This is a genomic window from Escherichia sp. WS1368 (assembly GCF_046487485.1).
Classification (GTDB): Bacteria; Pseudomonadota; Gammaproteobacteria; order Enterobacterales; family Enterobacteriaceae; genus Escherichia; species Escherichia coli.
Window position 1 is genome coordinate 456,764 of the sequence record NZ_JBJQJI010000001.1, and the last position, 12,876, is coordinate 469,639.

A 12,876-nucleotide genomic window follows, 5' to 3' on the forward strand; every position below is an offset into this window, starting at 1 on the left:
GCGACTATGCACATCACCCTCCGGCAGTTGGAAGTTTTTGCAGAAGTATTGAAAAGTGGATCAACCACCCAGGCGTCGGTGATGCTGGCGTTGTCGCAATCAGCAGTGAGCGCAGCCTTGACCGACCTGGAAGGGCAGCTTGGCGTTCAACTGTTTGATCGCGTGGGGAAAAGACTGGTAGTTAATGAACACGGGCGACTGCTCTATCCGCGCGCGTTGGCACTGCTTGAACAGGCGATCGAAATCGAACAACTGTTTCGCGAAGACAACGGTGCGATTCGTATCTATGCCAGTAGTACCATCGGTAACTACATTCTGCCTGCAGTTATCGCCCGTTATCGCCATGATTATCCGCAGTTGCCGATTGAACTTAGCGTTGGGAACAGCCAGGACGTGATGCAAGCGGTGCTGGATTTCCGCGTTGATATTGGCTTTATTGAAGGACCGTGCCACAGCACTGAAATCATCTCAGAACCGTGGCTGGAAGACGAGCTGGTGGTTTTCGCCGCGCCGACTTCACCATTGGCTCGTGGACCTGTCACCTTAGAACAGCTGGCCGCTGCGCCGTGGATCCTGCGTGAACGCGGCTCCGGCACGCGGGAGATTGTCGATTATCTGTTGCTGTCACATTTACCGAAGTTTGAGATGGCGATGGAATTAGGTAACTCCGAGGCAATCAAACATGCGGTGCGTCATGGGTTGGGAATTAGTTGCCTGTCGCGGCGGGTGATTGAAGATCAATTGCAGGCAGGCACATTAAGTGAAGTTGCGGTCCCTCTGCCGCGCCTGATGCGTACGTTGTGGCGTATACATCATCGGCAAAAACACCTTTCCAACGCGCTACGGCGCTTTCTGGACTATTGCGATCCCGCGAATGTACCGCGTTAAGTTGCTGTACAAGAACATGCTGGTGCTGTGTCGATTTCGTGACGCAGCGCCCTCAGCATGCATTCGCCAGAAAAGAGATTGGCTGCTTTACTTATAATCCCTGGGCGATCATGAAGGTGTCTTATAACCGTGTATTTCTGCCGGAAGGATTGCCAATCGTCTGCTACAATCGCGCCTCATTTTTAAGATGGATAGCATTTTTGTATGGGTTCCGAAACTAAAACTACAGAAGCGCCGGGCTTACGCCGTGAATTAAAGGCGCGTCACCTGACGATGATTGCCATTGGCGGTTCCATCGGTACAGGTCTTTTTGTTGCCTCTGGCGCAACGATTTCTCAGGCAGGTCCGGGCGGGGCATTGCTCTCGTATATGTTGATTGGCCTGATGGTTTACTTCCTGATGACCAGTCTCGGTGAACTGGCTGCATATATGCCGGTTTCCGGTTCGTTTGCCACTTATGGTCAGAACTATGTTGAAGAAGGCTTTGGCTTCGCGCTGGGCTGGAACTACTGGTACAACTGGGCGGTGACTATCGCCGTTGACCTGGTTGCAGCTCAGCTGGTCATGAGCTGGTGGTTCCCGGATACACCGGGCTGGATCTGGAGTGCGCTGTTCCTCGGCGTTATCTTCCTGCTGAACTACATCTCAGTTCGCGGCTTTGGTGAAGCGGAATACTGGTTCTCACTGATCAAAGTCACGACAGTTATTGTCTTTATCATCGTTGGCGTGCTGATGATTATCGGTATCTTCAAAGGCGCGCAACCTGCGGGCTGGAGCAACTGGACAATCGGCGAAGCGCCGTTTGCTGGTGGTTTTGCGGCGATGATCGGCGTAGCTATGATTGTCGGCTTCTCTTTCCAGGGAACCGAGCTGATCGGTATTGCTGCAGGCGAGTCCGAAGATCCGGCGAAAAACATTCCACGCGCGGTACGTCAGGTGTTCTGGCGAATCCTGTTGTTCTATGTGTTCGCGATCCTGATTATCAGCCTGATTATTCCGTACACCGATCCGAGCCTGCTGCGTAACGATGTTAAAGACATCAGCGTCAGTCCGTTCACCCTGGTATTCCAGCACGCGGGTCTGCTCTCTGCGGCGGCGGTGATGAACGCAGTTATTCTGACGGCGGTGCTGTCAGCGGGTAACTCCGGTATGTATGCGTCTACTCGTATGCTGTACACCTTGGCGTGTGACGGTAAAGCGCCGCGCATTTTCGCTAAACTGTCGCGTGGTGGCGTGCCGCGTAATGCGCTGTATGCGACGACGGTGATTGCCGGTCTGTGCTTCCTGACCTCCATGTTTGGCAACCAGACGGTATACCTGTGGCTGCTGAACACCTCCGGGATGACCGGTTTTATCGCCTGGCTGGGGATTGCCATTAGCCACTATCGCTTCCGTCGCGGTTACGTATTGCAGGGACACGACATTAACGATCTGCCGTACCGTTCAGGTTTCTTCCCATTGGGGCCGATCTTCGCATTCATTCTGTGTCTGATTATCACTTTGGGCCAGAACTACGAAGCGTTCCTTAAAGATACCATTGACTGGGGCGGCGTAGCGGCAACGTATATTGGTATCCCGCTGTTCCTGATTATTTGGTTCGGCTACAAGCTGATTAAAGGAACTCACTTCGTACGTTACAGCGAAATGAAGTTCCCGCAGAACGATAAGAAATAAGTTTCCTCCCTTCCTTGCTAAGCCCTCTCAACCGAGAGGGCTTTTTCAATTCCATTTCCCTGACAAATCATGCGGATATAAAATTTAACATTTGGATTGATAATTGTTATCGTTTGCATTATCGTTACGCCGCAATCAAAAAAGGCTGACAAATCAGAGGCTGTTCCGGCTTTCTGGGATGATCACCTGCATACAAATAAGTCCACCGCGATGCTGCCGTACGCAAGGGGACATGAAGAAGATGTGAGCGATAACCCATTTTATTTTCGTAGTTACCTCATGGAGATATGGAATGTTTAGGTTGAACCCTTTCGTACGGGTCGGGCTGTGTTTGTCCGCTATTTCTTGTGCATGGCCTGTGTTAGCGGTCGATGATGATGGCGAAACGATGGTTGTCACTGCATCTTCCGTTGAGCAAAACCTTAAAGATGCACCCGCCAGTATCAGCGTCATTACCCAGGAAGACCTGCAGCGAAAACCGGTACAGAATCTGAAGGATGTCCTCAAAGAAGTGCCTGGCGTACAACTGACGAACGAAGGGGATAACCGTAAGGGCGTTAGTATTCGTGGTCTGGACAGCAGCTACACCCTGATTCTCGTCGACGGTAAACGCGTTAACTCCCGCAATGCCGTCTTCCGCCACAATGATTTCGATCTGAACTGGATCCCGGTCGATTCCATCGAACGTATTGAAGTGGTCCGTGGCCCGATGTCGTCGCTGTACGGTTCCGATGCGCTCGGCGGTGTAGTGAATATCATCACCAAAAAAATCGGTCAGAAATGGTCGGGTACCGTTACCGTCGATACCACCATTCAGGAACATCGCGATCGCGGTGATACCTATAACGGTCAGTTCTTTACCAGCGGACCATTAATTGACGGCGTGCTGGGAATGAAAGCTTACGGCAGCCTGGCAAAACGTGAAAAGGATGACCCGCAAAACTCAACGACCACCGATACCGGAGAAACGCCGCGTATTGAAGGATTCTCCAGCCGCGACGGCAATGTGGAATTTGCCTGGACACCGAATCAAAATCACGATTTTACTGCCGGATACGGTTTCGACCGTCAGGATCGTGATTCCGACTCGCTGGACAAAAACCGCCTGGAACGCCAGAACTACTCCGTCAGCCATAATGGGCGTTGGGATTACGGCACCAGCGAACTGAAATACTACGGTGAGAAAGTCGAGAACAAAAACCCTGGCAACAGCAGCCCGATAACTTCCGAAAGCAATACGGTCGACGGCAAATACACGTTGCCGCTGACGGCGATTAATCAGTTTCTCACGGTTGGCGGTGAATGGCGTCACGACAAACTTAGCGATGCGGTGAACCTGACCGGGGGAACCAGTTCCAAAACGTCTGCCAGCCAGTACGCGCTGTTTGTGGAAGATGAATGGCGGATCTTCGAGCCGCTGGCGCTGACGACCGGCGTACGTATGGACGATCATGAAACCTACGGTGAACACTGGAGTCCGCGTGCCTACCTGGTTTATAACGCCACCGACACCGTAACGGTGAAAGGGGGCTGGGCGACGGCATTTAAAGCACCTTCTCTGTTGCAACTTAGCCCTGACTGGACGAGCAATTCCTGCCGTGGCGCATGTAAGATTGTGGGTAGCCCGGATCTGAAACCAGAAACCAGCGAAAGTTGGGAACTGGGGCTTTACTACATGGGCGAAGACGGCTGGCTGGAAGGGGTAGAGTCCAGCGTTACCGTTTTCCGTAACGATGTGAAAGATCGCATCAGCATCAGCCGTACGTCTGACGTCAATGCTGCACCGGGCTACCAAAACTTTGTTGGTTTTACAGCGAACGGTGTGCCGGTATTTAGCTACTACAACGTTAACAAAGCTCGTATTCAGGGCGTGGAAACCGAACTGAAAATTCCGTTCAACGATGAATGGAAACTGTCGATCAACTACACCTACAACGATGGTCGTGATGTCAGCAACGGCGAAAACAAACCGCTATCCGATCTGCCGTTCCATACTGCTAACGGTACGCTGGACTGGAAACCGCTGGCGCTGGAAGACTGGTCATTCTATGTTTCTGGTCACTATACCGGGCAGAAACGAGCCGACAGCGCGACGGCTAAAACACCGGGCGGTTATACCATCTGGAATACCGGCGCGGCCTGGCAGGTGACTAAAGACGTCAAACTGCGCGCAGGCGTGCTGAACCTTGGCGACAAGGATCTCAGTCGTGACGACTACAGCTATAACGAAGACGGACGTCGTTACTTTATGGCAGTGGATTATCGCTTCTGATGAGAAGATGCCCGGCGAACCGGGCGGACTTTCACTTCAGTAAATATTGCGCATGGAAGCGCAAATGATCCTCTATAAAAGAGGCGATGAAGTAGTAACTGTGATCATATCCCGGCTGAATACGCAGCGTCATCGGCCACGCTTTCTGGCGCGCGGCTTCTGCCAGCACTGCGGGTTGCAGCTGGTCGGCAAGAAACTGATCATTATCACCCTGATCGATAAGCGTCGGGATCGCATCCTGCGCGTTACTGGCATACATCAGCGCGCAACTGTCCCATTCCAGCCATGCATTTTTGTCCTCACCTAAATAGGTGCTAAACGCTTTGATTCCCCACGGGACGCTGCACGGATTCACAATTGGCGCAAAGGCCGAAACGCTAGTGTATTTACCCGGATTTTTCAGCGCCATAATTAGCGCACCGTGACCACCCATTGAATGACCGCTAATAGCGCAGCGGTCGCTGACATTAAATTGCGACTGAATCAGCGCCGGTAATTCATCGCGCAGATAATCATACATCCGGTAATGCGTCGCCCAAGGCGGTTGCGTGGCATTAAGATAAAAGCCTGCGCCCTGGCCTAAATCGTAGCCATCGTCGTTGGCAACCTGTTCGCCGCGCGGGCTGGTGTCTGGCATTACCAGTACAATCCCCAGTTCTGCCGCCACGCGCTGGGCACCCGCCTTGGTGGTGAAGTTCTCGTCATTGCAGGTTAATCCGGAAAGCCAGTACAGCACTGGAGGCGGGGTGTGATCACGAGGTGGTGGGAGAAAGATACTGAACGTCATCGGGCAGTTTAAGGTACTGGAGTCGTGTCGCCAGCGTTGCTGCCAGCCTTCAAAACAGCGGTGCTCTTCGAGCATTTCCATGCGTGGCTCCTTGTTGTGTTGTTTGCAATTTCTTCATCATACCGTTTATTCAATGTGCTGTGAGTAACTTTCACTTCCGTATTTGCATAACGATGTTTTAACATCTGCTGATGAAAGGCAGCGGCAATTACAATAATTATCGCTGTGAATACTGGATTATGTGCGCCGCCTCACGCACAATAATCAGGCTGTAAATCAGCTTAATAACTTTGCCCCCACGCAGGGCGGAGGCGTCACACCTGCAGGAGAAATCATAAATGCCATCACTCAGTAAAGAAGCGGCCCTGGTTCATGAAGCGTTAGTTGCGCGAGGACTGGAAACACCGCTGCGCCCGCCCGTGCATGAAATGGATAACGAAACGCGCAAAAGCCTTATTGCTGGTCATATGACCGAAATCATGCAGCTGCTGAATCTCGACCTGGCTGATGACAGTTTGATGGAAACGCCGCATCGCATCGCTAAAATGTATGTCGATGAAATTTTCTCCGGTCTGGATTACGCCAATTTCCCGAAAATCACCCTCATTGAAAACAAAATGAAGGTCGATGAAATGGTCACCGTGCGCGATATCACCCTGACCAGCACCTGTGAACACCATTTTGTTACCATTGATGGCAAAGCGACGGTGGCTTATATCCCGAAAGATTCGGTGATCGGTCTGTCAAAAATTAACCGTATTGTGCAGTTCTTTGCCCAGCGTCCGCAGGTGCAGGAACGTCTGACCCAGCAAATTCTCATTGCGCTACAAACGCTGCTGGGCACCAATAACGTGGCTGTCTCTATCGACGCGGTGCATTACTGCGTGAAAGCGCGTGGCATCCGCGACGCAACCAGTGCCACAACAACGACCTCTCTTGGTGGATTGTTCAAATCCAGTCAGAATACGCGCCACGAATTTCTGCGCGCTGTGCGTCATCACAACTGATTAAAAGGCAGGAACCATGGAGCGCAACGTCACGCTCGATTTTGTTCGCGGCGTCGCCATTCTGGGGATCCTGCTATTAAACATCAGCGCCTTTGGGCTACCAAAGGCGGCTTATCTCAATCCCGCCTGGTACGGCGCTATTACGCCGCAGGATGCATGGACCTGGGCATTTCTCGATCTCATCGGCCAGGTGAAATTCCTCACGCTTTTTGCGCTGCTGTTTGGTGCTGGCCTGCAAATGTTGCTGCCCCGTGGCAGACGCTGGATCCAGTCGCGGTTAACGCTGTTAGTCTTGCTGGGCTTTATTCACGGTTTATTGTTCTGGGACGGCGATATTCTGCTGGCTTACGGGCTGGTGGGCTTAATCTGCTGGCGGCTGGTGCGCGATGCGCCATCAGTAAAAAGCCTGTTTAATACAGGCGTCATGCTTTATCTGGTGGGGCTTGGCGTTTTGATGTTATTGGGGCTGATTTCCGACAGCCAGACCAGCCGCGCCTGGACGCCGGATGCATCGGCTATTTTGTATGAAAAATACTGGAAGCTTCACGGCGGCGTTGAAGCGATCAGTAATCGTGCCGACGGTGTTGGCAACAGTTTACTGGCACTGGGCGCACAGTATGGCTGGCAACTGGCAGGGATGATGCTCATTGGTGCGGCGCTGATGCGCAGCGGCTGGCTGAAAGGGCAGTTCAGCTTACGTCACTATCGTCGTACTGGTTTTGTGCTGGTGGCGATTGGGGTGACCATTAACCTTCCTGCCATCGCCCTGCAATGGCAGCTGGACTGGGCGTATCGCTGGTGTGCCTTCTTACTTCAAATGCCGCGGGAACTGAGTGCGCCGTTTCAGGCGATTGGCTATGCGTCGCTGTTTTATGGTTTCTGGCCGCAATTAAGCCGCTTTAAGCTGGTGCTTGCGATCGCCTGCGTCGGACGGATGGCGCTGACCAACTATCTATTGCAAACGCTGATTTGTACCACGCTTTTTTACCACCTCGGTTTGTTTATGCATTTTGACCGCCTGGAGCTGCTGGCGTTTGTTATTCCGGTATGGCTGGCGAATATCCTCTTCTCTGTTATCTGGCTGCGTTACTTCCGCCAGGGGCCGGTGGAATGGCTCTGGCGTCAGTTAACTTTGCGTGCTGCCGGACCGGCAATATCTAAAACATCAAGATAACGATCTGGATCACATTCGTTAACAAAACGGCTGTAACCGTTTCCATTGCTGTGACTCGATTCACGAAGTCCTGTATTCAGTGCTGACAAAATAGCCGCCAGCAAGCAGTCATTTACTGCAATCTCATAACAGGTAGTGAATATGATCACCATTCGTGATGTAGCGCGTCAGGCTGGCGTCTCTGTGGCAACGGTTTCCCGAGTGCTCAATAACAGTACGCTGGTCAGTGCCGACACGCGTGAAGCAGTAATGAAAGCCGTTAGTGAGCTGGATTATCGACCAAATGCCAATGCCCAGGCGCTGGCAACTCAGGTTAGCGACACCATTGGCGTGGTGGTGATGGACGTTTCTGATGCGTTTTTCGGCGCGCTGGTAAAAGCGGTGGATCTGGTCGCCCAGCAGCATCAGAAATACGTGCTAATCGGCAATAGCTATCATGAAGCGGAAAAAGAGCGTCACGCCATTGAGGTGTTAATTCGCCAGCGTTGTAATGCATTGATTGTTCACTCAAAAGCATTGAGTGACGATGAACTGGCACAATTTATGGATAACATTCCCGGTATGGTGTTAATCAACCGCGTTGTGCCGGGGTACGCCCATCGTTGCGTTTGCCTGGATAATCTCAGCGGTGCCCGAATGGCGACGCGCATGTTGCTGAATAACGGTCATCAACGTATTGGTTATCTTTCTTCCAGTCACGGCATTGAAGATGACGCCATGCGTAAAGCAGGCTGGATGAGTGCGTTGAAAGAGCAGGATATTATTCCGCCGGAAAGCTGGATTGGCACTGGCACGCCGGACATGCCGGGCGGTGAGGCGGCGATGGTTGAACTGCTGGGGCGCAATCTACAACTTACCGCTGTATTTGCTTATAACGACAATATGGCCGCTGGCGCACTGACAGCATTAAAAGATAATGGCATTGCGATTCCGTTACATCTCTCAATCATCGGTTTCGATGATATTCCCATCGCCCGTTACACCGACCCGCAATTAACGACTGTGCGTTATCCCATTGCTTCAATGGCGAAATTAGCCACCGAACTGGCCTTGCAGGGGGCAGCAGGCAATATTGATCCGCGTGCCAGCCACTGTTTTATGCCGACGTTAGTGCGTCGCCATTCTGTCGCAACGCGCCAGAATGCGGCGGCGATCACTAACTCAACAAATCAGGCGATGTAACCGCTTTCAATCTGTGAGTGATTTCACAGTATCTTAACAATGTGATAGCTATGATTGCACCGTTTTAACGTTGTAACCCGTATGTAACAGTGAATAATCACTTTCACCGAGGTAATAGCGTCATAACAACAATTAAAGCCGTTTTCTGGAGCGTTACCGGGCATGGAAGAACGAATTTTAAAAAGTGAGCTTCGGCGTTCAGTAACACTTCATTAACTCTACTGCCCCGCCGAGCATTTATCTCAAGCACTACCCTGCATAAGAAAAACCGGAGATACCATGAATAAGAAGGTGTTAACCCTGTCTGCTGTGATGGCCAGCATGTTATTCGGTGCCGCTGCACACGCTGCTGATACTCGCATTGGTGTAACAATCTATAAGTACGACGATAACTTTATGTCTGTAGTGCGCAAGGCTATTGAGCAAGATGCGAAAGCCGCGCCAGATGTTCAGCTGCTGATGAATGATTCTCAGAATGACCAGTCCAAGCAGAACGATCAGATCGACGTATTGCTGGCGAAAGGGGTGAAGGCACTGGCAATCAACCTGGTTGACCCGGCAGCTGCGGGTACGGTGATTGAGAAAGCGCGTGGGCAAAACGTGCCGGTGGTTTTCTTCAACAAAGAACCGTCTCGTAAGGCGCTGGATAGCTACGACAAAGCCTACTACGTTGGCACTGACTCCAAAGAGTCCGGCATTATTCAGGGCGATTTGATTGCTAAACACTGGGCGGCGAATCAGGGTTGGGATCTGAACAAAGACGGTCAGATTCAGTTCGTACTGCTGAAAGGTGAGCCGGGCCATCCGGATGCAGAAGCACGTACCACTTACGTGATTAAAGAATTGAACGACAAAGGCATCAAAACTGAACAGTTACAGTTAGATACCGCTATGTGGGATACCGCTCAGGCGAAAGATAAGATGGACGCCTGGCTGTCTGGCCCGAACGCCAACAAAATCGAAGTGGTTATCGCCAACAACGATGCGATGGCAATGGGCGCGGTAGAAGCTCTGAAAGCACACAACAAGTCCAGCATTCCGGTGTTTGGCGTCGATGCGCTGCCAGAAGCGCTGGCGCTGGTGAAATCCGGTGCACTGGCGGGCACCGTACTGAACGATGCTAACAACCAGGCTAAAGCGACCTTTGATTTGGCGAAAAACCTGGCCGATGGCAAAGGTGCGGCTGATGGCACCAACTGGAAAATCGACAACAAAGTGGTCCGCGTACCTTATGTTGGCGTAGATAAAGACAACCTGGCTGAATTCAGCAAGAAATAAGACTGATTGGGCGCAGTCGTTTACTGCGCCCTTATTGTATGGCCAACAAGGTAAAATTATATGGTCAGCTCAACGACTCCGTCTTCCGGGGAATACTTGTTGGAAATGAGCGGTATCAACAAGTCTTTTCCTGGTGTTAAGGCACTTGATAACGTTAATTTAAAAGTCCGGCCACATTCTATCCATGCATTAATGGGGGAAAACGGCGCAGGAAAATCAACATTATTAAAATGCCTGTTTGGTATTTATCAAAAAGACTCCGGCACCATTTTATTCCAGGGTAAAGAGATCGATTTCCATTCTGCCAAAGAAGCGCTGGAAAATGGTATTTCGATGGTACACCAGGAGTTAAACCTGGTATTACAACGTTCGGTGATGGATAACATGTGGCTGGGGCGATATCCCACCAAAGGCATGTTTGTCGATCAGGACAAAATGTACCGCGAAACCAAAGCGATTTTTGATGAACTGGATATTGATATCGATCCGCGTGCGCGCGTCGGCACATTATCCGTTTCGCAAATGCAGATGATCGAAATCGCCAAAGCGTTTTCCTATAACGCGAAAATTGTGATTATGGATGAACCGACTTCTTCGTTAACCGAAAAAGAGGTCAATCATCTGTTCACTATTATTCGTAAATTAAAAGAGCGCGGCTGCGGTATTGTTTATATCTCACATAAAATGGAAGAAATCTTCCAGTTATGTGATGAAGTTACCGTATTGCGCGACGGTCAGTGGATCGCCACTGAACCGCTGGCAGGACTGACGATGGACAAGATCATCGCCATGATGGTTGGGCGTTCTCTTAACCAGCGTTTCCCTGACAAAGAAAACAAGCCGGGCGAAGTGATTCTTGAAGTGCGTAACCTGACGTCGCTGCGCCAGCCGTCGATTCGCGATGTCTCGTTTGATCTGCATAAAGGGGAGATCCTCGGTATTGCCGGTCTGGTGGGGGCGAAACGTACCGATATTGTTGAGACGTTATTTGGTATTCGCGAGAAATCGGCTGGCACCATTACGTTGCACGGCAAAAAGATCAATAACCATAATGCCAACGAAGCCATAAACCACGGATTTGCACTGGTAACTGAAGAGCGCCGCTCAACGGGAATTTATGCCTATCTGGATATCGGTTTTAACTCGTTAATTTCCAATATTCGCAACTACAAAAATAAAGTTGGTTTACTGGATAACTCGCGGATGAAAAGTGATACCCAGTGGGTGATTGATTCGATGCGGGTAAAAACACCGGGGCATCGGACGCAAATTGGTTCGCTCTCCGGTGGTAATCAGCAAAAGGTGATTATTGGTCGCTGGCTGTTAACGCAACCAGAAATATTAATGCTCGATGAACCGACGCGCGGTATTGATGTCGGGGCGAAGTTTGAGATCTATCAGTTAATTGCCGAGCTGGCGAAGAAAGGCAAGGGGATTATTATTATCTCCTCCGAAATGCCAGAGTTGTTAGGGATAACAGACCGTATTCTGGTCATGAGTAATGGTCTCGTTTCCGGAATTGTCGATACAAAAACAACAACGCAAAACGAAATTCTGCGTCTTGCGTCTTTGCACCTTTAAGATTAGGGGCTTCCCATGAGTGCGTTAAATAAGAAAAGTTTTCTTACTTACCTGAAAGAGGGCGGTATTTACGTCGTTCTTTTAGTTTTGCTGGCAATTATTATTTTCCAGGATCCTACATTTTTAAGTCTGTTGAACTTAAGTAATATTCTCACCCAGTCATCGGTGCGTATTATTATCGCGCTTGGTGTGGCAGGGTTAATTGTCACCCAGGGGACCGACCTTTCTGCGGGGCGTCAAGTAGGGCTGGCGGCAGTGGTGGCAGCGACATTATTGCAGTCCATGGATAACGCCAACAAAGTGTTCCCGGAAATGGCGACGATGCCGATTGCGCTGGTTATTCTGATTGTCTGTGCCATTGGTGCGGTGATCGGTTTGATCAACGGTCTGATTATCGCCTATCTCAACGTGACGCCGTTCATTACCACGCTCGGCACGATGATCATCGTCTATGGCATCAACTCGCTCTATTACGACTTTGTCGGGGCGTCGCCGATTTCTGGTTTCGACAGTGGCTTCTCTACCTTTGCTCAGGGCTTTGTCGCGCTGGGGAGTTTCCGTCTCTCTTACATCACCTTCTACGCGCTGATTGCGGTGGCGTTCGTCTGGGTGTTGTGGAACAAAACCCGCTTCGGCAAGAACATTTTTGCTATCGGCGGTAACCCGGAAGCGGCAAAAGTTTCTGGTGTCAACGTCGGCCTGAACCTGCTGATGATCTACGCGTTGTCTGGTGTGTTCTATGCCTTCGGCGGGATGTTAGAAGCCGGACGTATCGGCTCTGCCACCAACAACCTCGGCTTTATGTATGAACTGGATGCTATCGCGGCGTGCGTGGTGGGCGGCGTATCGTTCAGCGGCGGTGTGGGGACGGTGATTGGCGTGGTGACCGGGGTAATTATTTTTACCGTCATCAACTATGGCCTGACGTACATCGGTGTAAACCCGTACTGGCAGTACATCATCAAAGGGGCGATTATTATCTTCGCCGTGGCGCTGGATTCACTGAAATACGCGCGTAAGAAGTGATGTGATT

10 protein-coding genes are annotated in these 12,876 nt (G+C 50.9%); 9 read left to right on the forward strand and 1 reads right to left on the reverse strand.

Annotated elements, in window-relative coordinates:
* Positions 1–6 precede the first annotated feature (6 nt).
* The 3 genes from yieE (at position 7) to cirA (ending at position 4,834) form a co-directional block, all read left to right on the forward strand.
* A complete protein-coding gene (gene yieE / locus ACJHYD_RS02085; RefSeq protein ID WP_000548286.1) occupies positions 7–888 on the forward strand; it encodes a DNA-binding transcriptional regulator YeiE in 882 nt (293 codons plus the stop codon).
* Between the two features lie 204 nt (positions 889–1,092).
* Positions 1,093–2,562, forward strand: a complete 1,470-nt coding sequence (gene lysP, locus ACJHYD_RS02090; RefSeq protein WP_000534384.1) for a lysine-specific permease — start codon at positions 1,093–1,095, stop codon at positions 2,560–2,562.
* Between the two features lie 292 nt (positions 2,563–2,854).
* A complete protein-coding gene (gene cirA / locus ACJHYD_RS02095; RefSeq protein WP_001563949.1) occupies positions 2,855–4,834 on the forward strand; it encodes a catecholate siderophore receptor CirA in 1,980 nt (659 codons plus the stop codon).
* Positions 4,835–4,865: 31 nt separating this feature from the next.
* Here cirA and yeiG read toward each other — a convergent pair whose 3' ends face one another.
* Complete coding sequence (gene yeiG, locus ACJHYD_RS02100) at positions 4,866–5,702, reverse strand: S-formylglutathione hydrolase (RefSeq protein WP_000425456.1); 837 nt, start codon at positions 5,700–5,702, stop codon at positions 4,866–4,868.
* A gap of 257 nt (positions 5,703–5,959) precedes the next feature.
* Between yeiG and folE the strand changes: the two genes are divergently transcribed.
* The 6 genes from folE (at position 5,960) to mglC (ending at position 12,869) form a co-directional block, all read left to right on the forward strand.
* The gene (gene folE, locus ACJHYD_RS02105; protein WP_001139613.1) at positions 5,960–6,628 is read left to right on the forward strand and encodes a GTP cyclohydrolase I FolE; all 669 of its coding nucleotides are present in this window, start codon (positions 5,960–5,962) and stop codon (positions 6,626–6,628) included.
* Between the two features lie 16 nt (positions 6,629–6,644).
* Positions 6,645–7,802 carry a DUF418 domain-containing protein YeiB gene (yeiB, locus tag ACJHYD_RS02110; protein ID WP_001551362.1) on the forward strand — a complete coding sequence of 386 codons (1,158 nt, stop codon included), beginning with the start codon at positions 6,645–6,647 and terminating at the stop codon, positions 7,800–7,802.
* A gap of 141 nt (positions 7,803–7,943) precedes the next feature.
* Entirely contained in the window at positions 7,944–8,984 is a 1,041-nt protein-coding gene (gene galS / locus ACJHYD_RS02115; RefSeq protein WP_000628659.1) for an HTH-type transcriptional regulator GalS, read from the forward strand.
* A 279-nt stretch (positions 8,985–9,263) separates the two neighbouring features.
* A complete protein-coding gene (gene mglB / locus ACJHYD_RS02120) occupies positions 9,264–10,262 on the forward strand; it encodes a galactose/glucose ABC transporter substrate-binding protein MglB (protein ID WP_001036964.1) in 999 nt (332 codons plus the stop codon).
* Positions 10,263–10,322: 60 nt separating this feature from the next.
* Positions 10,323–11,843: a galactose/methyl galactoside ABC transporter ATP-binding protein MglA gene (mglA, locus tag ACJHYD_RS02125; RefSeq protein ID WP_000255032.1), complete on the forward strand. Its 1,521-nt coding sequence runs from the start codon at positions 10,323–10,325 to the stop codon at positions 11,841–11,843.
* Positions 11,844–11,858: 15 nt separating this feature from the next.
* A complete protein-coding gene (gene mglC, locus ACJHYD_RS02130) occupies positions 11,859–12,869 on the forward strand; it encodes a galactose/methyl galactoside ABC transporter permease MglC (protein WP_001275118.1) in 1,011 nt (336 codons plus the stop codon).
* Positions 12,870–12,876: the final 7 nt, after the last annotated feature.